The 21,601-nt window shown below is 66.5% G+C and carries 25 protein-coding genes and 2 tRNA genes; 10 read left to right on the top strand and 17 right to left on the bottom strand.

Going from position 1 to position 21,601, the window contains the following annotated elements; translation table 11 throughout:
• Positions 1 to 5 precede the first annotated feature (5 nt).
• Entirely contained in the window at positions 6 to 494 is a 489-nt protein-coding gene (locus ASE95_RS15320; protein ID WP_056638728.1) for a MarR family transcriptional regulator, read from the top strand.
• Positions 495 to 519: 25 nt separating this feature from the next.
• On the opposite strand, the gene ASE95_RS15315 is transcribed toward ASE95_RS15320, so the two are convergent.
• The 5 genes from ASE95_RS15315 to ASE95_RS15295 all read right to left on the bottom strand — a co-directional run bounded on the left by ASE95_RS15315 (position 520) and on the right by ASE95_RS15295 (position 3,547).
• Entirely contained in the window at positions 520 to 1,293 is a 774-nt protein-coding gene (locus ASE95_RS15315) for a pyrroline-5-carboxylate reductase family protein (protein WP_327196730.1), read from the bottom strand.
• Between the two features lie 19 nt (positions 1,294 to 1,312).
• On the bottom strand, positions 1,313 to 1,825 hold the full coding sequence (locus ASE95_RS15310) for a YbjN domain-containing protein (RefSeq protein WP_443025469.1): 513 nt from the start codon (positions 1,823 to 1,825) through the stop codon (positions 1,313 to 1,315).
• A gap of 72 nt (positions 1,826 to 1,897) precedes the next feature.
• Entirely contained in the window at positions 1,898 to 2,158 is a 261-nt protein-coding gene (locus ASE95_RS15305) for an accessory factor UbiK family protein (RefSeq protein WP_056638170.1), read from the bottom strand.
• A gap of 26 nt (positions 2,159 to 2,184) precedes the next feature.
• Positions 2,185 to 2,739, bottom strand: a complete 555-nt coding sequence (locus ASE95_RS15300; RefSeq protein WP_056638725.1) for a TspO/MBR family protein — start codon at positions 2,737 to 2,739, stop codon at positions 2,185 to 2,187.
• Between the two features lie 64 nt (positions 2,740 to 2,803).
• Complete coding sequence (locus ASE95_RS15295) at positions 2,804 to 3,547, bottom strand: TlyA family RNA methyltransferase (RefSeq protein WP_056638722.1); 744 nt, start codon at positions 3,545 to 3,547, stop codon at positions 2,804 to 2,806.
• Positions 3,548 to 3,748: 201 nt separating this feature from the next.
• Between ASE95_RS15295 and ASE95_RS15290 the strand changes: the two genes are divergently transcribed.
• Positions 3,749 to 4,411 carry an RBBP9/YdeN family alpha/beta hydrolase gene (locus ASE95_RS15290; protein ID WP_056638167.1) on the top strand — a complete coding sequence of 221 codons (663 nt, stop codon included), beginning with the start codon at positions 3,749 to 3,751 and terminating at the stop codon, positions 4,409 to 4,411.
• Between the two features lie 5 nt (positions 4,412 to 4,416).
• On the opposite strand, the gene ASE95_RS15285 is transcribed toward ASE95_RS15290, so the two are convergent.
• The 3 genes from ASE95_RS15285 to gap form a co-directional block, all read right to left on the bottom strand.
• Positions 4,417 to 5,607 carry a phosphoglycerate kinase gene (locus ASE95_RS15285; RefSeq protein WP_056638164.1) on the bottom strand — a complete coding sequence of 397 codons (1,191 nt, stop codon included), beginning with the start codon at positions 5,605 to 5,607 and terminating at the stop codon, positions 4,417 to 4,419.
• Positions 5,604 to 6,011, bottom strand: coding sequence for an MOSC domain-containing protein (locus ASE95_RS15280; protein WP_082450182.1), 408 nt, complete (start codon positions 6,009 to 6,011; stop codon positions 5,604 to 5,606). Before ASE95_RS15280 ends, ASE95_RS15285 begins: the two co-directional genes overlap by 4 nt.
• Before the next feature lie 67 nt (positions 6,012 to 6,078).
• Positions 6,079 to 7,080, bottom strand: a complete 1,002-nt coding sequence (gene gap / locus ASE95_RS15275) for a type I glyceraldehyde-3-phosphate dehydrogenase (RefSeq protein WP_056638158.1) — start codon at positions 7,078 to 7,080, stop codon at positions 6,079 to 6,081.
• 138 nt (positions 7,081 to 7,218) lie between these two features.
• Between gap and ASE95_RS15270 the strand changes: the two genes are divergently transcribed.
• The 4 genes from ASE95_RS15270 to ASE95_RS15255 all read left to right on the top strand — a co-directional run bounded on the left by ASE95_RS15270 (position 7,219) and on the right by ASE95_RS15255 (position 8,647).
• Positions 7,219 to 7,407 carry a hypothetical protein gene (locus tag ASE95_RS15270; RefSeq protein WP_056638155.1) on the top strand — a complete coding sequence of 63 codons (189 nt, stop codon included), beginning with the start codon at positions 7,219 to 7,221 and terminating at the stop codon, positions 7,405 to 7,407.
• Complete coding sequence (locus ASE95_RS15265; RefSeq protein WP_056638152.1) at positions 7,407 to 7,712, top strand: cell division protein ZapA; 306 nt, start codon at positions 7,407 to 7,409, stop codon at positions 7,710 to 7,712. The genes ASE95_RS15270 and ASE95_RS15265 overlap by 1 nt, the downstream gene beginning before the upstream one ends.
• Positions 7,713 to 7,901: 189 nt before the next feature.
• Complete coding sequence (locus ASE95_RS15260; protein WP_056638150.1) at positions 7,902 to 8,444, top strand: 5-formyltetrahydrofolate cyclo-ligase; 543 nt, start codon at positions 7,902 to 7,904, stop codon at positions 8,442 to 8,444.
• Positions 8,441 to 8,647, top strand: a complete 207-nt coding sequence (locus ASE95_RS15255) for a DUF2842 domain-containing protein (protein ID WP_056638147.1) — start codon at positions 8,441 to 8,443, stop codon at positions 8,645 to 8,647. The genes ASE95_RS15260 and ASE95_RS15255 overlap by 4 nt, the downstream gene beginning before the upstream one ends.
• Before the next feature lie 18 nt (positions 8,648 to 8,665).
• Here the strand turns inward: ASE95_RS15255 and ASE95_RS15250 are convergent.
• The 4 genes from ASE95_RS15250 to ASE95_RS15235 form a co-directional block, all read right to left on the bottom strand.
• A tRNA-Asp gene (locus ASE95_RS15250) sits at positions 8,666 to 8,742 on the bottom strand.
• A 96-nt stretch (positions 8,743 to 8,838) separates the two neighbouring features.
• Positions 8,839 to 8,915 (bottom strand) — tRNA-Asp (locus ASE95_RS15245).
• A 46-nt stretch (positions 8,916 to 8,961) separates the two neighbouring features.
• A complete protein-coding gene (locus ASE95_RS15240; protein WP_082450181.1) occupies positions 8,962 to 10,152 on the bottom strand; it encodes an AI-2E family transporter in 1,191 nt (396 codons plus the stop codon).
• Positions 10,153 to 10,213: 61 nt separating this feature from the next.
• Positions 10,214 to 10,903: a Crp/Fnr family transcriptional regulator gene (locus tag ASE95_RS15235; protein WP_235528347.1), complete on the bottom strand. Its 690-nt coding sequence runs from the start codon at positions 10,901 to 10,903 to the stop codon at positions 10,214 to 10,216.
• Positions 10,904 to 11,259: 356 nt separating this feature from the next.
• On the opposite strand from ASE95_RS15235, the gene ASE95_RS15230 reads away from it, so the two are divergent.
• The 4 genes from ASE95_RS15230 (at position 11,260) to ASE95_RS15215 (ending at position 16,589) form a co-directional block, all read left to right on the top strand.
• Positions 11,260 to 13,296, top strand: coding sequence for a 3-hydroxyacyl-CoA dehydrogenase NAD-binding domain-containing protein (locus ASE95_RS15230; RefSeq protein ID WP_056638716.1), 2,037 nt, complete (start codon positions 11,260 to 11,262; stop codon positions 13,294 to 13,296).
• Positions 13,293 to 14,483 (top strand): acyl-CoA dehydrogenase family protein, encoded by a 1,191-nt coding sequence (locus tag ASE95_RS15225; RefSeq protein ID WP_082450180.1) that lies wholly within the window; start codon positions 13,293 to 13,295, stop codon positions 14,481 to 14,483. The genes ASE95_RS15230 and ASE95_RS15225 overlap by 4 nt, the downstream gene beginning before the upstream one ends.
• Before the next feature lie 100 nt (positions 14,484 to 14,583).
• Positions 14,584 to 15,711, top strand: coding sequence for an acyl-CoA dehydrogenase family protein (locus ASE95_RS15220; protein ID WP_056638141.1), 1,128 nt, complete (start codon positions 14,584 to 14,586; stop codon positions 15,709 to 15,711).
• Positions 15,708 to 16,589 carry an acyl-CoA thioesterase gene (locus ASE95_RS15215; RefSeq protein WP_056638138.1) on the top strand — a complete coding sequence of 294 codons (882 nt, stop codon included), beginning with the start codon at positions 15,708 to 15,710 and terminating at the stop codon, positions 16,587 to 16,589. Before ASE95_RS15220 ends, ASE95_RS15215 begins: the two co-directional genes overlap by 4 nt.
• Before the next feature lie 87 nt (positions 16,590 to 16,676).
• Here ASE95_RS15215 and ASE95_RS15210 read toward each other — a convergent pair whose 3' ends face one another.
• The 5 genes from ASE95_RS15210 to ASE95_RS15190 form a co-directional block, all read right to left on the bottom strand.
• Positions 16,677 to 17,327 carry a PAS domain-containing protein gene (locus ASE95_RS15210; protein WP_056638135.1) on the bottom strand — a complete coding sequence of 217 codons (651 nt, stop codon included), beginning with the start codon at positions 17,325 to 17,327 and terminating at the stop codon, positions 16,677 to 16,679.
• Between the two features lie 67 nt (positions 17,328 to 17,394).
• Positions 17,395 to 18,462, bottom strand: coding sequence for a catalase family protein (locus tag ASE95_RS15205; RefSeq protein WP_056638132.1), 1,068 nt, complete (start codon positions 18,460 to 18,462; stop codon positions 17,395 to 17,397).
• Between the two features lie 72 nt (positions 18,463 to 18,534).
• Positions 18,535 to 19,332 carry an SDR family NAD(P)-dependent oxidoreductase gene (locus tag ASE95_RS15200; protein ID WP_056638129.1) on the bottom strand — a complete coding sequence of 266 codons (798 nt, stop codon included), beginning with the start codon at positions 19,330 to 19,332 and terminating at the stop codon, positions 18,535 to 18,537.
• Positions 19,329 to 20,348 (bottom strand): phosphotransferase family protein, encoded by a 1,020-nt coding sequence (locus ASE95_RS15195; protein WP_056638126.1) that lies wholly within the window; start codon positions 20,346 to 20,348, stop codon positions 19,329 to 19,331. Before ASE95_RS15195 ends, ASE95_RS15200 begins: the two co-directional genes overlap by 4 nt.
• Complete coding sequence (locus ASE95_RS15190; protein WP_056638123.1) at positions 20,345 to 21,580, bottom strand: acyl-CoA dehydrogenase family protein; 1,236 nt, start codon at positions 21,578 to 21,580, stop codon at positions 20,345 to 20,347. Before ASE95_RS15190 ends, ASE95_RS15195 begins: the two co-directional genes overlap by 4 nt.
• Between the last annotated feature and the right edge of the window lie 21 nt (positions 21,581 to 21,601).

Genomic DNA, 21,601 nt, shown 5'->3' with positions numbered 1-21,601 from the left:
TCAACATGGCTGCCCCAACCCATTCCGCCTCGCCGCAATTCCTCCGCGAAACCGAGATTCGCCGCGGGTTGGAACTGCTGTACTTCGGCAACGCGCATATCACCCGTTCGATCGATCGCGGGCTTTCGACGCAGGGCCTGGGTCGCGCCCATCACCGCGCCCTTTATTTCATCGCCCGCAAGCCCGATATGCCGGTGAGCGATTTGCTCGCGTTGCTGGCGATCACGAAGCAGTCACTGGGTCGGGTTCTGAACGAATTGATGGAGCGCGGGCTGGTAGAAACGCGCGCCGGCGATCGCGACCGGCGGCAGCGCCTGTTACGGCTGACGCCATCCGGGCTGGAGCTGGAGACAAGCCTGTACGACGCGCTGCGTGAGAAGCTGTCGGCCGCCTACTCGCGTGCCGGACAAGGCGCTGTGACGGGTTTCTGGGCGGTGCTGGAAGGCCTGATCCCCGATGACGAGATCGCCAGGGTCGAGGCGCTGCGGGGCTGATCGATCGGAGCGGACGTCCCCGGTGTCAGCCGCCCGCCATCTGAGCGCCGCGCGCAGCGACCGCCCGCAACGTATGTTCGAGCAGCGGGCGCAAGCCGTCCGGCTCGTCGAGGATGTTCAAGCCGGCGCGGGTCATCCCGCCGGGGCTGGCGACCGCATCGGCCAACGCCGCAGGCGAACGATCGTCGGCCACGACCATCGCTGCTGCGCCCTCGACGGTCGCCAGCGCGATCGCAGCAGCACGGTCCGGGTCCAGGCCGGTCGCAACACCGCCCGCTGCCAGCGCATCGATGAAACGGAAGAGAAACGCCGGCCCACAACCGGACAGCGCCCCCGCCGCCGCGAAACGCACCGAGTCTTCGAACCACTCCACCAACCCGAGCGGTGCCATCAAACGATCCACCGCTGCGCGCGCATCGTCCGGGATCGCGGGCGCGTGGATCGCGACGACCCCGCGCCCGAGTTCGACCGGCAGGTTGGGCATCGTCTGCACCGCCACCGGGCCGGGGAATGCCGCCGACAGGCGCGCCGGATCCGGGCCAGCCAGCATCGACACCAGCAGCGGTGCGTGGCGCACCCGATCCCTGTGCAGCAGGGCGACTTCGTCCAATTGCTGCGGCTTGATACCAAGTACGACGGCATCGGGCGGCGGTCCGTCCGGCAAAACGCGTGCCTGCCGGACGTTCCCCGGCAGCATGCGATCGCCGCGATTTACGACATCGACATCACCGGCGGCCACCGTGCCGCTCTCGATCCAGCGGCGCAGCATGGCCGATCCCATGTTACCGCACCCGATCATCCACAGCCGCATGACCGGCTCAGGCCTCGCCCTGCGTTTCGACCATGGCCGCGGCGATCGCCTCGGCAGGCGACTTCCCGCCCCACAGCACGAACTGAAATACCGGGTAGAAGCGCTCGCACTCGTCAATGGCCGAGTCGACCAGCAATTCGGCGGTCGGCAGGGTCATCGTCGTCTCACCCTCACGCGTCTCGATCGCAGTGGCGCAGCGATAGAGCAGGATCCCGCTCGACGACCACATCTCGAAATGGCCGAGCCACAACTGCTCGTTGATCAGGCCCAGTGTCTCGTAAATCTTGCCGCGCCGGCCCTCGGCGACCTTGACATCGGGGAAGGCGAGCAACTGCACGACGCCGTCCTCCTCGCGCCACAGCGCGCGGAGCTCGTATTCGGTCCAGCTACCCTTCACGGTGGCGGTGATTTCGTCCTCGTTCCGCTCACACGGCCAGCCGTGCGCCAGGAAATAGGATTCCAGCATATCCAGCGGAGCGTCGGGTTCGGAATATTGGTCGGCTTCGTCGAGCATCACGATCTTATTGCATGGGCCGCGCCGCGCGTCATCCCCGAGGAGTGCACGCGGCAGCGGCGGATTAACGCGGCGAGATCAGGCAGAAGGGCGGTCGACCAGCGCGGCTTCAAGTTTCTCGATACGGGCCCGAAGCGCATCATTCTCATCGCGGGCAGCGATCGCCATGGCTTTCACAACCTCGAACTCGTCGCGGGCGATGAAATCGAGACCGCCGATCCACTCGCGTGCGCGCGATCGGGCATTCGCCTCCGCCTCGCGCCCCATTCCGGCGATCGTGCCGGCGGCGCCATTGAACAGCTTGGCAACGTCGCCAAACAGATGATTTTCGGATTGCATGGCGATTCTTCCTGCAGGAGCAAAGGTCAGCGGATCACTTGGGATGCAGCAGCCGGTTGCACAACCCGTTCCGCATCCGGATTGAGGCGTCCGATCTCCCAATTCAACGCGCCGGCAAGGCAAAGCCACGCCATGTACGGCACCATCAGCCAGGCCGCGCGGCGCCTGACCTGCGCGAAGACGACCGTCGTGAGGATCGACAGGCCGAGGATCGCAACGATCAGCAGAAACGCCGCGCCGACCATGTGCGCGCCGAAAAACAGCGGCGTCCAGGCGAGATTTCCGACCAACTGGGCCACGAACAACGCGATTCCCAACCCGCGCAACCGCGCTCCCCGCGCGCTGAGTACCAGCGCCAGCGCCACGCCGAGCATGACGTACAGCAACGACCACACGACCGGGAACGCCCATCCCGGCGGCGTGAAAGCGGGCTTTGCAAGCGCCGCATACCAGCCGTTCTGCTCGCCGGAAGGTACGGTTCGCCCGGAAAGAAACCCGAGCAGCAGCACCGCCGGCACCGCCACCGCCGCGCAGCGGACGAACGACATCCGCAATTGCTCCTTCGATGCCAGTTCGCCCATGCTCATCCCTGTCTACTTCGCTCGTCAGCGCTCTTGCCGGAAAGCGCGACGCGCACCGACGGTTTCATGGTCGTCGGGCCGCCAGCAGAAACTCGATATTGCCTTCCGGCCCGGTGATCGGACTCTCGACGATGCCGTCGACCTGCCACCCGGCGGCGGTAAACCACGCCGCCACCTCGCCACAGACACGTCCATGCACGGCCGGATCACGTATCACCCCGCCCCTGCCCACTTCGGCGCGGCCCGCCTCGAACTGTGGCTTGACCAGCGCCATCGCACGTCCGCCGGGCCGCACGAAGCCGAGCGGAACTTCCAGCACTTTGGCCAGACCGATGAAGCTCGCATCGCACACCACCAGATCGACCGGCTCAGGAACATGCGCTGCGGTGAGGATGCGTGCGCTGGTCTGCTCGTGAACGACGACGCGCTCGTCCTGGCGCAGTTTCCACGCCAATTGATTGGTGCCGCTGTCGACCGCATAAACGCGGGTAGCGCCACGAGTCAGCAGCACGTCGGTAAAGCCTCCGGTGGACGAGCCGACATCCATCGCCACAGCGCCGGCAACGTCCCAGCTGAAATGTTCGAGGCCGTGCGCCAGCTTGATTCCGCCACGCGACACCCATGGGTGATCGCGCCCGCGAACATCCAGCACCATGTCGACGGGCAGCGACTGTCCCGGCTTCTCCACCTTGCGATCGCCCGCGAACACTAGCCCGGCCATTATCAGCGCCTGCGCGCGCGTTCGGGACTCGGCAAGGCCGCGATCGACCAGCAACTGGTCGACGCGCTGTTTGGGAGTGGCGGACATGCCTCCGCTATCGCGTGCGCGGCGAAGCTTCGCAAGGCACACCAACGCCTCGTCGTGCATCCGCCACTTTCCACGCTATTTGCTGCAGTGCACGATTGCCCATCAACAAAGTAGGGATTAGGTATCATGTGGAGTCCGCGGTGTACCACACCCCAAAGCGAGCCGCGGTCTCCTCCGTCACGGGGAAACAGGAGGTACGTCATGGGACATGCCAACTACGATCTGTCGGTTCAGCCAACCATATTGACCGTCCCCGGCCTTGGCGGTTCGGGACCAGCGCATTGGCAGACATTGTGGGAGCGTAGCCGCCCCGACACGTCGCGCATCGACCTGGGTATGTGGGATCGCCCGCACCGCAACAGCTGGGTGACCAAGATCGATCAGGCGGTTGCGTCCGCGCGTGCGCCGGTGATCCTGGTCGGGCATAGTCTGGGCTGTGTTGCGATCGCCTGGTGGGCATCAATGAGCCCGCAACCCTATGGGTGGCCGGTCGCAGGCGCCTTGCTGGTCGCGCCGGCCGACGTCGATCGCACGGGCGTAGCTGCCGAACTTGCGCCCTTCGCCCCCGCGCCGAAGCAGACCCTGCCGTTCCCGTCGATCGTGGTCGCGTCGACCGACGACCCATGGGTTTCTATCGACCGCGCGCACAGCATGGCGGTGGACTGGGGCAGCCACTTCGTCGATCACGGGGCACACGGGCATATCAACGCTGCCAGTGGTCTGGGTCGCTGGCCCGAAGGACTCGAGTTTCTCGATCGCGTGATGGCCGCAGCGGGCGGCCCACACGGTGAGGTGCGCTCACCCGGTGACGCACGTGCGATCTTGTCACGGCGTGCACACGACGATCGTCGCCCACACGCCTGATACGATCAGCGGTGTAGGGCGGCCACCCCCGGCAACTCGCGGCCCTCCATCCATTCGAGGAACGCTCCGCCAGCCGTGGACACGAAGGTGAACGCCTCCGCGGCACCGGCCTGGTTCAGCGCCGCGACGGTGTCCCCACCACCCGCCACCGAGACCAGTCCGCCTTCCTTGGTCAGGGCCGCGGCGGTTCGCGCCAGCGCGACCGTCGCGGTGTCGAACGGCGGCGTCTCGAACGCGCCGAGCGGGCCGTTCCACACCAGCGTCCGGCAGTTCTTGAGCACGTCACCCAGCGACTCGGTTGCAGCGGGCCCGACATCGAGGATCATCTCATCCGCTGCGACCTCGTGCACGTTGACGGTACGGGTGGCGGGGTTCGGCCTGAACTCCGTCGCGACGACCACATCGTAAGGTAGATGGATGATACAGCCGGCCTGCTCGGCGGCGTCGAAGATCTCGTCGGCAGTGCCGGTCAGATCATGCTCGCACAGGCTCTTGCCTACATCGACTCCCCGCGCCGCGAGGAAGGTGTTCGCCATGCCTCCGCCGATGATGAGGTGGTCGACTCGGGTGACGAGATGCTTGAGCACCGCCAGCTTGGTCGATACCTTCGCACCGCCCACTACCGCCGCGACGGGATGTTCGGGATTGCCGAGCGCTTTCTCCAGCGCGTCCAGTTCGGCCTCCATCGCGCGGCCGGCAAAGGATGGCAGACGGTGCGCCAGCCCTTCCGTGGAGGCATGCGCACGATGCGCTGCCGAGAACGCGTCGTTGACGTATAGGTCGCCCAGCGACGCAAACCGCTCCACGACCGCGGGATCGTTCTTTTCCTCGCCGCCGAAAAAGCGGGTGTTCTCAAGCACCGCAATGTCGCCGGGCTGGAGTGTCGCGACGGCGTCGGCAGCTCCTTCCCAGTCGACGTAGCGGACCGGGCGGCCAAGCACCGCCTCGTATGGCTTCACGATGTGCGCGAGCGACAGTTCGGCCGAGGGCACGCCCTTGGGGCGTCCGAAATGCGCCAGCACCAGCACGATTGCACCCTTGTCCGCCAGTTCGGCGACCGTAGCGACCGTCGCGCGCAGCCGCGTGTCGTCGCTAACCTGTCCGTCGTGGAGCGGGACGTTCAGATCTTCGCGCACCAACACGCGTTTGCCGGTGACGACACCAAGATCATCGAGCGTTCGGAAGGGCTTGGTCATGGTTTCTCAATCCTGATCTCATCACCGGCGGCGATCCAGCCGCCTTCCACTACCATCGCGCAGGCACCGCCGCGCCAATCCGCGGTCAGCGCAGCACGCAGCCCCGCGGCGATAGCCTCCATCCGCTCGCACGGATCGCACTCGCGGGTAATCGCCACCACTACATTCGTACCGATGCGCAGCCGGATTCCAGCAACTTGCGGCAGGTCGATCCCGTCGACAAGCAGATTGGCGCGGCGTTCCTGCCAAGCGATCGTCTGACCGACCTCGGTCATCGCCGCCGCCCAATCTCCACGCTCGATCAGAGTCACTTGCCGCCTATATGGCTTGCCGCGCATGGCACCGCGAAAATCGCCGCGGATGCCGCCATCCACGGTGACCTCCACACGGTCCACGAGCTCCATCGGCGCGCGCGACCGTGCGTGACGGGCGATCCCGAGCAGGGTGCCGGTCACGCGCGCGCTCCCGACCTCAGCCGAGCCGGGCCATCGCCGAAGCGGTATCGACCATGCGGTTCGAAAAGCCCCATTCGTTGTCGTACCAGCTGACGACGCGCACCAGCTTGCCGTCGATGACTGCGGTTTCCAGACTGTCGACCGTCGACGAATATGGGGTGTGGACGATGTCGATCGACACCAGCGGCTCGTCGGAGAAGTGCAGCACGCCCTTCATCGGCCCCTCCGCAGCGGCCTTCAAAAGCGCGTTGACCTCTTCCTTGGTCGTGTCGCGGGCCGGCGTGAAGGTCAGGTCGACCAGGCTGCCGTCCGGCACCGGCACGCGCACCGCAGAGCCGTCCAGCTTACCCTTCAACTCGGGCAACACCTCGCCCACGGCACGCGCAGCGCCCGTAGTGGTCGGGATGATGTTCATCGCGGCCGCGCGCGCACGGCGCAGGTCCGGGTGGATCTGATCGAGGATCTTCTGGTCGTTGGTATAGGCGTGGATGGTGGTCATCAGCCCGCGCTCGATACCGATCGCGTCGTTCAACACCTTGGCGACCGGGGCGAGGCAGTTGGTGGTGCACGACGCGTTCGACACGATCGTGTGGCCGGCCTCCAGCTTGTCGTCGTTCACGCCGTAGACGACGGTGATGTCGACGCCCTTGGCCGGCGCGGAGATCAGCACCTTCTTCGCGCCGGCATCGAGGTGCTTCTGCGCGCTGGCGCGATCGGTGAAGAAACCGGTGCATTCCAGCACGATATCGACGCCGAGTTCCTTGTGCGGCAGGTTGGCGGGATCGCGCTCGGCCGTTACGCGGATACGCTTGCCATCGATCACCATGTCCTGCCCGTCCGCTTCGACGGTGCCGGCATAGCGGCCGTGGACGCTGTCGCGGCTGAACAGCCAGGCGTTCGACTTGGTATCGGCCAGATCATTGATCGCCACCAGCTCCAGCTCGCTGCCCCGTTCGAGCAGCGCGCGTGCCACCAGCCGGCCGATACGCCCGAAGCCGTTGATCGCCACCTTCGTCATCGTCAGTCCTCCGCCAATTCCGCTTTGATGCGGCGGCTTTTGCGCAGGTGCATGCGCAACCGTCAACCGCCCCGCTGCTTCGCCCCACCGCGCTTGCTACTTGTCGCCGGACGCGCACGATCCTATCGCCTGCCATCTATGGACAATCCCGCGATCGCCCGGCTGGACGCCGCCATTGGACGCGTCGAACGGGCGATCGCCGCCCGGCGCGCCGCCGACGCCCTGCTAGAGCGCCGCCACGCCACGCTGAAGGCGACGATGGCGCAGGCGGTGGCCGCGCTGGACGCGATCATCGCCAACGATGCGGCGACGGAAGGAAACGATTGATGGCGCTGGTCAATCTGCGCATCGGCGACGCGACATACGAACTGGCATGCCGCGACGGCGGCGAAGCGCGGCTCGAACAGGCCGCAGCGTTGATCGACGAGCGCTGGGACGTGGCCCGTCGCGCGGCAGGTGCCGGAGGCGCCCACCGCGCGATGCTGCTGGCCGCGCTGATGGTCGCCGATGCGCTTATCGACGCCCGGAACGCTCCGCCGCCGGAGACGCCGGAAGGCGTGGCGCTCGATCGATTGTCGGAACGACTCGAATCGATCGCGGCAGCCCTTGAGCAAACGCTGCCGAGCGCCTAAGTTGGTGTCGGCGGGTTCTGCCCGGTACGAGCCTGAAAATATCCCTGAGGCTATCTATCATCCAAGGGGGTTGTCCCTGCCCGGACCCTGGTCCGACGCACATGATCCCCACCTGACGTTCTGGGCGTCGGTGGATACTTGGGCACACGGCCACGGCGGTCCCGCCACCCGCTTACCGACGGCAATATTATGACTGACAAGCGGAAACTTCGCGCTGCGGCGCGTGCCGCGCGCGACATGTTCGTGGCACGCCCACATCCGCCGATCCGCGTCGACGCACGCTTCGTGGCGCTCCTGTCACCCGGGCTGACGGTCGCGAGCTACCAGCCGATCGGCAGCGAGGCGGATCCTGCACCGCTCGAGCAGGCAGCGGTCGCCGCAGGATGCGCGCTGGCGTTGCCGCATGTCGTCGATCGCGCCACCCCGCTGCGGTTTCTCCGCTGGACGCCTGGCAAACCGTTGACGACAGGCCCGTTTGGCCTGCGCCAGCCGGGCAGCGAAGAAACGGCGATCGTCCCGGACATCGTCCTGACGCCACTGGTCGCCTTCGATCGCTTCCTCAATCGCATCGGCCAGGGTGCGGGACATTACGATCGGGCGTTCAATGCCTTGCCCGTCGCGAGACGGATCGGGGTGGCGTGGAGCGTGCAGATGCTGGACGCGATTCCCGCCGACCCGTGGGACATGCCGCTAGAGGCGATCGCCACCGAAAAGGAATGGATCACCGTATGACACCTTCGTGGCGCAAGCCTGCAGGAATGCTCGCAATTCTATTGCTAATCCTGGTGTGGTGCGTGGCGATCGCCTCGCTGTCGGGGACGATCGGGCGCTGGCACGGGGCGGCGCAGCTGCTGTTCTATCTCGTCACCGGGATCGTATGGATCGCACCGCTCAAGCCGCTGCTCCGCTGGATGGAGACCGGACGCTGGCGATAACGATAAGCCATTGAAAAATGGCGCGAGTGACGGGGCTCGAACCCGCGACCTCCGGCGTGACAGGCCGGCGCTCTAACCAACTGAGCTACACCCGCATTCCATCGACGGACATGCGCATTACTCGGACATTACATCCGCGTACAAGCGCATTTTCCTGCCGGAAGCGCTGCTACAAAAACCATCCCGAAGGGTGGCGCGAGTGACGGGGCTCGAACCCGCGACCTCCGGCGTGACAGGCCGGCGCTCTAACCAACTGAGCTACACCCGCTTGGAGAAGCGTGAGGCGCGCCAACTAGGCGGCGTGCCCAAAGCTGTCAACGGCTGTCAGCGACTTTTTCGATAACAGGCCCATGCTCCTCCTGCCCCCGCATCAATGTTCCGTCCTCGAACAGGAAGCCTGCAATGTCGGGACGACCAGCCGCGGACAGGATGGTCTGGACGATGATGAGGATCGGCACCGCCAGCAAAGCGCCCACCGTGCCCCACACCCAGCCCCAGAAGCTGATCGAAATGAGGATCATCACCGGGTTGATCGTCAGCCGGTGACCGACGATCAACGGTGTCACCACGTTCGCCTCGATCAGATGCGCACCGTACATGATCGCCGGCGCGGACAGCGCTGTCCACACGTCGGAGAAGGTCATCAACCCGCCGATCGACAGCAGCAGCGCGGCGACCACCGGGCCGAAGTACGGGATGTAGTTGAGCAACGTGACGATGCCGCCCCACATCAGCGGGAACGGCATGCCCAGCAGGTGCAGCGCGCCCGCCACGATCGCCCCCAGCGCGATGTTGATCGCGGTGATGGTGCCGAGATAGGAGGAGACCGCGTCCACCATCTCCTGCAGCACGCGAGCCGTCGTCATCGCGCCGCCGAAACTAGCGCGGCCGGTGATCATCTTCTCTCGCATCCGCGTCCAGCCGGACAGGAAGAAGAAGCCGACGAGGATCGCGTAGAAGGTCTGGATGATAACCGCCGGTGCCGACGTAGCGGCCAGTTCGACGATCGAGCTGGGCGGCGCGACCGCGGCGGTCGGCGACGGGCGCACCGGCGTGGTGGCGATCTGCCGCAGCGTGCGGTTGGCATAGCGCTCCAGACTGGAATACAGGTCGAGGATCGGGGCGAGATTGGCCTGGATGCGGTGGATGCGTCGCGGCAGCAGGCGGAAGAACTCGGTCGCGGGCACGATGATCGCGGCAAGCGCGACGTTGGCGATGACCAGGAACAGGATCACGCAGAACAACGCGGCGATCGCCGATGGCAGCCGCCGGCGTTCCAGCCATTCCAGCAACGGGATCAGCGCCAGCGACACGACGAGCGCGATCGCGGTCGGCATGAAGAACTCCGCCCCGGCCTGAAGCGCGAACGGCAGGCCGAGCATCAACCCGACCCCGGCGGTCAGCGTCAGGCTGGCAAGCAAGCGGTCGCGGCGCAGGGGCGGATCAAGCCCCACCACAGTTGGCGCCGGGAGGAGCGGTTCGGCGGGCGGGGGCAGATCGGACATGCTCGCCACCTAAGGCTATTTACGATCCCCGGCCAAGCGACTTCATGCCGGTCGGGGTGCGTCACCCCGCGCCATGCCACTGACCTTCTTCGAGATAGAGGTAGTCGGGATCGAATTCGCCCAGCCGGGCCAGCCGGTCGTGATCGAGGATGCGGACCGTGCCGCGCGTGAAATCGAGCAGCCCGCCCTCCCGAAGCCGGCGGAGCATGCGGTTGACGTGGACGCTGGTCAGGCCCAGCGCCTCGCCGAGGTCCTGCTGGGTCAATTCGAACTCGAACGTCTCGCCCTGCGCCGCGCCGACCGCGCGCAGGCGGTGATAGGTTTCCAGCAGGAAGTGTGCGAGCCGTCCGGCGGCGTCGAGGCGGCCGATGCGGAAAATCCATTCACGATGGAGTGCGGCGTCGAGCAACGTCGACCGCCACATCAATCGTGCGAGATGCGGATGTTCGTTCAGGATCGTGTCGACCCGGGCATGCGGGATCAGCGCGATCGTCGCCTCGGTCAGCGTTCCGACGTCATGGTCGAGCCGCCGCAGCGGATAGCCATGAAGGTCGACGAAATCGCCGGTCACCTGCAACGCGACAAGTTGGCGAAAGCCGTCGCGCGCGTCCATGTAGCGACACATCACGCCACTCAGCAGCAGCGTACTGTAGGACACCGGATCGCCGCGGCGGGTTAGAATGGTACGGGCGGGCAATTTTTCGATCCGCTCGACCGACTGCTCCAGTACGTCCTTTTCCGCGTCCGTCATGCCGATGCGCCCGCGACCGCGCATGAAGTCCCTTGTCACCCGCATCGAATGTTATGCCCCCGACTTTCCGAACAGTGCAGACGCTTACGGTCTGTACGGGATCGCAACAAGGTGGCGATACGCGGCGGCGTTCCAGACACGAGACGGACCCCTGCGGCATGGCAGGCGCGCCTGCTCCCCCACATGGGCTCCACCCGCCGGCGCCAGGCGGCGAAAAACCCGGTGACGACAGGATGATCGTTGCTTCGGTTCGCACGACGGTGGTTGCGCTCCGCTCCCTGATCGCGATAAACATCTGCGTGTTCGAAACAACGGTATGCCGCAGCCCGATCCGGCATCAAGGAGAGTCGCCGCCCATGACGTCGCACAGCATCGAACCCAGCCCGCCAGTCCGCACCGAACGGCATGGCGCCGTCCTGGTCATCGTCACCGACTCGCCGCCGGTGAACGCCTTGAGCGCGGCCGTGCGCGACGGGCTGGAGGCAGCGATCAAGGAAGGCGCGGTGGATGAAAGCATCGCTGCGATGGTGCTGCGCTGCGACGGGCGCACGTTCTTCGCGGGTGCCGACATCAGCGAGTTCGGCAAACCGCTGCGCGGCATACCATTGCCAACGCTGGTCGACGCGATCGAGGCGAGTCCGAAGCCGGTCGTCGCGGCGATCCACGGCACCGCGCTGGGCGGCGGGTGCGAAGTCGCACTCGGCTGCCATTACCGGGTCGCGGTGCCTTCCGCCAAGCTGGGAATGCCGGAGGTCAAGCTGGGGCTGCTGCCCGGCGCAGGGGGCACGCAGAGGTTGCCGCGCGTCGTGGGGGTCGCCAAGGCGCTGGAGATGATCGTGCTGGGCAATCCGGTGTCGGCGCGTGCCGCCGCCGATGCGGGGCTGGTCGACAGGCTGGTCGGCGAAGACACGCTGGAGGCCGATGCGATCGCCTTTGCGCGCGACGTGGCGGGCACGCGTCCGATCCCGCGCGTCCGCGACCGCGCCATAGCGCCGGACCCGACAGCACCGGAGGCGTTCCGCAAGACGCATGGCCGCAAACTGCGCGGCTTCGATGCGCCGGAGGCTTGTATCGCCTGCGTCGTGGCGGCGGGAGAGAAACCGTTCGAGGATGGGCTGGCGTTCGAGCGCGAGCAGTTCACGGCGTTGATGAACGGTGCGCAATCCGCCGCGCAGCGCCACATCTTCTTCGCCGAGCGGCAGGCCGCCAAGATCGACGGCATCGATCCGGCGACGCCGTTGCGCGCGATCCGGTCGGTCGGCGTGATCGGTGCGGGCACGATGGGCGGGGGGATCGCGATGAACTTCCTGTCGGCGGGCATCCCGGTCACGATCGTGGAGATGCAACAGGACGCGCTGGACCGCGGTATCGGGGTAGTGCGACGCAATTACGAGGCGAGCGCGGCGAAAGGCCGTATTGCCGCCGATGCGCCGGACAAGGCGATGGCGCTGCTCACCCCCTCCCTGTCGCTCGATGCGCTGGGTGATTGCGACCTCATCATCGAGGCGGTGTATGAGGATATGGCGATCAAGAAGGAGCTGTTCGGCAAGCTGGACGCGGTCGCCCGGCCGGGCGCGATCCTGGCCAGCAACACCAGTTACCTGAACATCGACGAGATCGCGGCGGTGACGCAGCGGCCCGGTGACGTGCTGGGCATGCACTTCTTCTCCCCGGCCAACGTCATGAAATTGCTGGAAGTGGTCCGCGGCGCCCGCACCGCCCCGGACGTGCTGGCGACCGTGATGGCCCTGGCCAAGAAGATCCGCAAGGTAGCGGTGGTGGCAGGCGTGTGCGATGGCTTCATCGGCAATCGCATGCTGATGCCGCGGCAGGTGGAGGCGAACAAGCTGCTGCTGGAAGGCGCGACGCCGGAACAGATCGATCGCGTGCATGTCGCGTTCGGGATGCCGATGGGGCCGTTCCAGATGGCCGACCTGGCCGGCGTGGATATTGGCTGGCATCGCGATCCCGGCCGGATCGAGAACATCCGCGATGCACTGGCCGCCGAGGGGCGCTGGGGGCAGAAGAAGGGTGCCGGCTTCTATGATTACGACGACAAGCGTAACCCTGCCCCCTCCCCGCGCGTCGCCGAGATCATCGATGCGTTCCGGGCCAAGGCCGGCACGACGCCGCGCGTGATCGACGATGAGGAGATCGTCGCACGGACGCTTTATACGATGGTCAACGAGGGCGCGCTGATCCTTGAGGAAGGCATGGCGCAGCGCGCGTCGGACATCGATGTTGTCTGGATCTACGGTTACGGCTGGCCGGTGTATCGCGGCGGACCGATGTTCTGGGCGAAGACCGAGGGAGTCGAAAAGGTGGTCGCCGGGCTGGAACGCTACGGCTTCCCGGTCGCGAAAAGCCTGCGCAACGGGGAGGCCGTGAAGTGAGCGGTGAGGCGATCGATCTGGACACGTTCCGCACGCAGACCCGCGCATGGCTAGAGGAGAATTGCCCGGTCGAGATGCGCGCGCCGGTCACGTCCGATCGGGACGTGGTGTGGGGCGGGCGCGACCAGAGCAAGTTGACCGCGGCGCAGAAGACGTGGCTGGACCGGATGGCGGCGCGCGGCTGGACCGTGCCGGACTGGCCGGCCGCATATGGCGGCGGCGGACTAAGCGCGGCGGATACCAAGGTGCTGCGCGAGGAGATGGCACGGATCGGCGCGCGCAACCCGCTCAACAGCTTCGGCATATCGATGCTCGGGCCGGCGCTGCTCAAATACGGCAGCGAGGCGCAGAAGCAGGAGCATCTGCCGAAGATCGCGCGCGGCGAGATCCGGTGGTGTCAGGGCTATTCGGAGCCGAACGCCGGGTCCGATCTCGCCAGTCTCGCCACGAGCGCGGTGGATGCCGGCGACCATTTCGTCGTGAACGGGCAGAAGGTGTGGACCAGTTATGCCGATCAGGCGGACTGGATCTTCTGCCTGGTGCGCACCGACAAGGCGAGCAAGCAGGGCGGGATCAGCTTCGTGCTGTTCGACATGGCCTCGCCGGGCGTGTCGACCAAACCGATCCTGTTGATCAGCGGCTACTCGCCATTCTGCGAGACGTTCTTCGACGATGTGAAGGTACCCAAGGAGAACCTCGTCGGCGAACTGAACAAGGGCTGGGACGTCGCCAAATACCTGCTCGGGCATGAGCGCGAGATGATCTCCGGCATGGGGCTGGCGGGCGGCGGCGAGGCGTTGATCGAGCGGGCGAAGGCGTCGATCGGAGTCGATGCCGCCGGGCGGCTGGCCGATCCGCTATTGCGGGCTCAGATCGCTATGTACGACCTGCGTGCGCGGGCGTTCGCGGCGCAAAGCGAGCGGTTCATCGACGAGCTGAAGGCGGGACGTGCCCATCCCGCGCAACCCAGCATGATGAAATATTACGGCACCGAGCTGAACAAGGCGCGCCACGAACTGGCGATGGCGGCGGGCGGGTCGGACTCGGTGGAATGGGAGAGCGAACGATCCGGCGGCGGGCGCGCGGCGCGCGCTTGGCTGCGTACCAAGGCGAATTCGATCGAGGGCGGGACCAGCGAAATTCAGCTGAACATCGTGGCCAAGCGCATTCTGGAACTGCCGGGATGATCCGCGGCCCGTATGCCGGTGACCGCCGGCCCCATGCCGCGAAGGTGCGGATTGTGGAGGAATGACCCGGCTTCGCCCGGGGTGACGCAAGGTGTTGACGATGCCGCTATTCCTGAACGACGAACAGACGATGCTGCGTGATACGGCGCGCGACTTCGTGGGCGAGCATGCGCCGGTCGCGCATTTGCGGCGGCTGCGCGACGGCGCTGATGCGACCGGCTTCGATCGCGGCCTGTGGAAGAGCTTCGCGGAAATGGGGTTTACCGGCATCCTGATCGGCGAGGCGGACGGCGGGCTGGGCCTAGGCCATGTCGAGGCGGGCGTGGTGCTGGAGGAGATCGGTCGCAACCTGTCCCCGTCCCCGTTCCTGACTACTGCGGTGGCGGCGGTGGCGGCGCTGGACGGGACGGCGCACGCGGCGCGCTGGTTCCCCGGCATCGTGGCGGGCGACACCGTCGCGGCGCTGGCGATCGACGAGGGACCGAAACATCGCGACAGCATCGGGCTGTCGGCGGAGCGCGCCGGCAACGGATTTCGCCTGAACGGTGCGAAGCAGTTCGTTACCCACGGGCATGTCGCCGACCTGCTGATCGTCGCCGCCCGCACCGCGGGCAGCGCGGACGATGCCGCGGGCGTGACGCTGTTCGCGGTGCCCGCCGGTGCGGCCGGGCTGACCGCCACGCCCGAACGACTGGCCGACGCCAGCATCGCTGCGCGGCTGACGTTCGAGGGGGTTGAGGTTGATGCCGATGCGGTGATCGGCGAGGTGGATGCCGGGCGCACGCCGCTCGACCGGCTGCTACGGGCCGGGCGGACCGGCGCGGCGGCGGAATTGTTGGGCGTCGGTGGCGGCGCGATGGACCTGACGGTCGATTACCTGCGCCAACGCAAACAGTTCGGCGTGGCGATCGGAAGCTTCCAGGCGCTTCAGCACCGCGCCGCGCATCTCTATGCCGAGATGGAGATCGCACGCGCGGCGGTGCTGAAGGCGCAGCAACTGCTGGACGCGGGCGATGCCGGCGCCGACGATGCGGCGTCGGTGGCCAAGGCGATGACCGGGCTTGCCACGACGCTGTCGGTGCAGGAAGGCGTTCAAATGCATGGCGGGATCGGCATGAGCGACGAATATGACATCGGTTTCTTCATGAAGCGCGCGCGGGTGCTGGCCGAAATGTTCGGCGACGCGTACTTCCACGCCGACCGGCTGGCGGTGCGGAGCGGCTATTGAACGACGGGAACACAGCGCAGGGGCTGGTCGCGGACCTGCTGGACCTGCTCGACGTCGAGGAGATCGACACCGATTTGTATCGGGGGCGCCGCTCGACCGGCGGGGTCGGCCGTGTCTTCGGCGGGCAGGTGATTGCGCAGGCGCTGCAGGCGGCGCAGCGCTCGGCGGCGGACGCGGGCAAGGTCGCACACTCGCTTCACGCGTATTTCATGCGCGCCGGGTCCGAAGAACATCCGATCATCTACCGTGTGGTGCGCGATTTCGAGGGGCGCAGCTTCGCGACGCGGCGGGTGATCGCAATGCAGCGCGGGCAGCCGATCCTGAACATGGCGGCTTCTTTCCAGCGGGTCGAGCAAGGACTGACCCATCAGGATGCGATGCCCGACGTGCCGCCGCCGGACGCGCTGGAGAGCGAGCAGGCATTGCGCGTGGCGGTGGCTGACGAAATTCCCGAACGCTTCCGCGAACCGCTGCTGCGCGATCGTCCGATCGAATATCGCCCGGTGACGCCGCGGCACTGGACCGCCCCCTCCCCCGCCTCACCGATCCAGCATTGCTGGTTCCGCGCCGTCGCTCCGGTCGGCGACGATCCGGCAACGCACCGGTCGGTGCTGGCCTATGCCAGCGACATGCTGCTGCTGGGCACCTGCATGCTGCCGCACGGGGTAACGTGGATTACGCCCGGCGTGCAGACCGCCAGCCTCGACCATGCGCTGTGGCTGCATGAACCGGCGCGAACCGACGAGTGGCTGCTCTACACGATGGACAGTCCATGGGCCGGGCACGGGCGCGGTATGAACCGCGGCCGAATCTTCGCCGCAGACGGGCGCCTGATCGCCAGTGTGGCGCAGGAAGGACTGGTTCGCGTCCGCGAGTGATCGCACGCGGATCAAGCGCGGACGCGCGGGCGATAACGTATTACGGCGCGGCGGGCGCGTGCGTCGTCCCGCCTGTCGGGGTCTGGATTATCCCTCCATCATCTGCCGCGCGCGCACAGTGGCAGCGCGGGTGTCGCCAGCCAGCTTCTTCACCTCGCCGGCCACCACCGCGAAGCCGCGCCCGGCGGCACCTGCCCGGGCGGCCTCGATCGAGGCATTCAGCGCGAGCAGGTTGGTCTGGTCCGCAATGCCGGCGATTGCGTCGACCACGCCGCCGAGTTGGGCGACCAGTTCCTCCATACGCCGTTGGTAGCTGGCGGCGTCGGCGCGGGAGCGGACGCTTTCCTGCAATCTCCGCTCCGCTTCCTTCGCAAGCCGCACCTCATCGCTGATGTCGCTGGCGATCTTAACGATACTGGTGACTCGCCCGGAATCGTCGGCGATCGGCGTATAGGTGGCGCGCAACCATACCTCGCGCCCGTCGCGCGCCAAACGGCGAAAGCGTCCGCCCTCATGTTCGCCTCGCCCCAGACGCTGCCACAACGCGGCATAGTCGCTGGAGGCGACATAGGCCGGATCGCAGAACAGGCGATGATGCCGTCCCGCGACCTCCTGTGCGGTATACCCCGTTGCCGACAGGAAGGCGGCATTCGCCCCGATAACGATGCCGCGAGGATCAAACTCGATCACCAACTGCGATCTGTTGATCGCCTCCCACAATGGACCGTCCCGCTGCACGCATCGCCTCTACATCTACATACTTGCCTTGCAGTGCAGATAGTTACCACGGATTTAATCCATTGCATCAAGCCGGTTCACGGATTGGACATCCGTTGACGCGCTGACGATATTCGGCGGAGTGGCGGTACGTGTCGCGCCGGGCACGGTTGATGTTGCCGAGCGGCCGATGCGCCTCGATCCCCGTCCAGACGCTGAAGCGCAGATGCTCGTTCACCTCGTCGACCCGGGTGTCGTCCCAGCTATCCTGCGCGGCGGTGCGAATCGTGCCGACCCGGACGAACGGCACTTCCTGTTCGTCCCATTCGACGGTGGGGTCTTCGACCGGCTGACGAGAAAGGTCGTGCGCAAGCTGGACGCGGAACTCCCATTCGCCAGCGATCGAGCGGAGTTCGTCGCGGATCGTCGCGCGGATCGCGTCCCGGTTTTCGGCGGTGTCGATGACCGCGCCGGTCCGTTCCTTCAGGCCGGGTGCGACCGGTGCCAGGCTGAACTTCGCGATGTGCTCGCCATAGCGGAACGGGGTGACGCTGTAATAGGTCTCCCCGACCGGATCGACGTTCGGCGCGCCACCCAGCGAGTTGAGCGCCGCGCTTTCCACCCCGATCGCACCGAGTGCGCTGTTGATCCCGCGCAGTGCCGCCGACAGCAGCTTCTTCCCGCCCTCCGCTTTGTCGGTGGTGCGGGCGAGCAGCTTGAGGCTGCCCAGGAAGGCGTCGGCATCCTTCGCCTGGAACACCTTGCCGTTGACCATGATAAAGTCCTGCGTGCGGCCCTCCGCACCGGACAGCCGATCACCATCGACATCGAACACCTTGATCGCCAGCCCGCGCGGCACGGAGATCGCATCGTCGAGGATGTCGCCGGGATTGGTGGAAAGGCGCATCAGCACCTTGTGATCGCCGGGCGTGGCGAACAGCCCCTGCGCCAATTCGGGCGGCAAACCGGCATCGATGGTCAGCGTGCCCTCCAGAATCGCATGCGCCTTGGCATGAACCGCCCGCACCGCATGGCCGTAATCCTGCGCCGTGGTATCCAGCACCATGTCGAACGTATCGTTGAGCTGTCCGATCGTGGCGCTCTCGCCGGGCTGGACCTGTTCGATGTCGGGGGTGAAACGGACGGGGACGGGCATACGCGAACTCTCCTGATTACAGGAAGTTCAACCCAGGTTAGCGCGCGGCGTTCCGGCCGCGGGCGCAATCCTTCACACGGCCGTCCGGCCATAATCCTGCCGCGTCACCGGATGGCTGGACGACAGCCCGCCATCGGCGGCGAGCGCCTGCCCGTTGACATAGCTTGCGTCATCACTGGCGAGGAACAGTGCCACGCGCGCCAGTTCATCCGCCTTTGCGCCGCGGCGCAGCGGGTTCAGGCGACCGATCCGGTCGAGCTTGCCCGCGTCCCGGGCATAATCGAAGGTTGGTTGCGTCATGCCGGTTTCGGTCAGGCCGGGACATAAGGCGTTCACGCGCACGCCCGACCCCGACAATTGCTGTGCTGCGGTCATCGCGAGATTGATGACGCCGGCCTTCGACGCGGAATAGGCCGGCGATCCCGCGCCCGAACGAAGCCCCGCGACGCTGGCGGTCAGCACGATCGCGCCGCCACCGCGCGCTGCGATCAGCGGAGCGGCATGTTTCACCGCCAGCCACGGGCCGATCAGATTGACGCGCAACACCTCCGCGAACAGCGCGGTATCGGTGTCGAAGATGTTGGCCATCCCGCCGGAAATGCCGGCATTGGCGAACATCACGTCAAGGCCGCCGAAGCGCTCGACGGCGAACGCGACGGTGCGCGCGACATCTGCTTCGTCACCGGCATCCATACGGATCGCTTCGGCGGTGTTGCCCGCTTCGGCGATCGCCTGCGCGGTTTCCGCCGCAGCGGCGGTGCGGTCGGCGGCGATCACGCGCCCGCCCTCCGCAGCGAACAGCAACGCGGCGGCACGCCCGATCCCCGAGCCGGCACCGGTGACGACGATCGACTTGCCCGCGAACCTCATGCCCCGGCACGCCCGGCGAAATGCCATGCCGCATCGGCCAGCGCCGGCAAGCGCGCCGCGGTCTCCTGCGCGCGGGCGTTGGCGGCGGTGCCGGTGACGATGCGCTTCTTGATGCCCTGCACGATGCTGGCGAGGCGGAAAAGGTTGAAGGCGAAATACCAGTCGAGCGCGACCGGCGCGTCGCGCGCGGTGCGTACGCAATAACGCTCCAGCATCTCGGACATTTCCGGAATGCCGGTCGCCGCGCCGGTGCGCCCCATCACGCCCGCGCGGCCATCGGCCGGGGTTGCCCAGTTCATGAGATAATAGGTCAGATCGGCGACCGGATCGCCGAGTGTCGACAATTCCCAGTCGAGCACTGCGGCGATGCGCGGCTCGACGCCCGGCGCGAACCGCAGATTGTCGACGCGGTAGTCGCCATGGACGATGCTGGTGCGTCCTTGTGCGGGGACGCTGCGGGAAAGGAAGTCGATCAGCCGTTCCATGGTCGGCATGGATTCGGTCTCGGCATCGCGATATTGCCGCGTCCAGCGAGCGACCTGCCGCTCGAAGTAATTGCCCGGCCGGCCGTAATCCTCCAGGCCGATCGCGACGTGATCGGTGTTGTGAAGATCGGCAAGCGTGTCGATCATCGCGAGATAATGAGCGCGGCGTTGCTCGGGGGCGAGATCGGGCATCGTGCCGTCCCAGATCGTGCGGCCCTCCACCATCTCCATGATGTAGAAGGCCGAGCCGATCACCGTGTCATCCATGCACAGACCCCACGGCCGCGGCACCGGAAAGCCGGTCGGGTGGAGCGCGGCGATGACGCGGTATTCGCGGTCGACCTGATGCGCGGATGCCAGCAACGCACCGAACGGCTTGCGGCGCAGCACATAACTGCCGGTGGTGGTATCTAGGCGATAGGTAGGATTGGATTGACCGCCGTCGAAGCGCGTCTGGCGGATGATCGTGCCGACCGCCGGCACCTGCGCGGCGAGCCACGCGTCAAGCCGGACGGGGTCGAGTTCGCTCACGCGTGGCGACCGAGTTCGTGGCGGGCGATCGCGCGGGCGTGGACCTCGTCCGGCCCGTCGGCGAAGCGCAAGGTGCGCATGGCCGCCCAGGCGTGCGCCAGATCGAAATCGCCCGACACGCCCGCCCCGCCATGCGCCTGCACCGCATCGTCGAGGATGCGCAGCGCCATGTTCGGCGCCTGTACCTTGATCATCGCGATTTCCGCCTGCGCGGCCTTGTTACCGGCACGATCCATCATGTCGGCGGCCTTCAGGCACAACAGGCGCGTCATCTCGATATCGATCCGTGCACGGGCGAGGCGTTCCTCCCACACGCTGTGGTCGGCGATGCGTTTGCCGAACGCGACGCGCGCGACCAGCCGGCGCGCCATCGCCTCGATCGCGACCTCCGCGACGCCGATCGTGCGCATGCAATGGTGGATGCGCCCCGGCCCGAGCCGCCCCTGCGCGATCTCGAACCCCCGGCCCTCCCCGAGCAACATGTTGGCGGCGGGCACGCGCACGTCGGTAAAGCTGACCTCGCCATGCCCGTGCGGCGCGTGATCGTAGCCGTAGACGGACAGCATCCGCTCGACCCGTACGCCCGGCGTGTCGAGCGGAACCAGGATCATGCTTTGCTGCTGATGACGTGGACCGTCGATCGCGGTCTTGCCCATCAGGATCCCGATACGACAGCGCGGGTCGCCGACCCCGGATGACCACCATTTGCGACCGTTGACGACGTAATCGCCGCCATCGCGCACAATTCGCGTCTCGATGTTGGTGGCATCGGAAGACGCGACCGCAGGTTCGGTCATCAGGAAGACCGACCTGATCTCGCCATGCATCAGCGGTCCCAGCCACGCCTGCTTCTGCGCCAGGGTACCGTAACGATGCAGCACTTCCATGTTGCCGGTGTCGGGTGCCGAGCAGTTGAAGCACTCGCTCGCCCAATCGATGCGCCCCATCTCCTCGGCGCATAACGCATATTCGAGATTGGACAGCTGCGTGCCCTCGAACGCGAAGGTGTCGTCGACATGCGTCTGGCCCGAGTGCGGCGGCATGAACAGGTTCCACAGCCCCCCCGCCTTCGCAGCCTTCTTCACCTCCTCGATCACGGGCAGCACCTTCCACGGATTGCCGTCATGATGCTGGCGATCGTGCTCGGCGCGGCGCGGTACGATCTCGCGAGCGATGAAATCGCGTACCCGATCGCGGAAATGCGTTTCGCGCTCGCTCAACGTGAAATCCATCGCGCCTGCTCCCGGCTGTAT

Source organism: Sphingomonas sp. Leaf231, assembly GCF_001421995.1.
Taxonomy (GTDB): domain Bacteria; phylum Pseudomonadota; class Alphaproteobacteria; order Sphingomonadales; family Sphingomonadaceae; genus Sphingomonas.
This window is presented reverse-complemented; position numbering and strand designations above follow the sequence as displayed.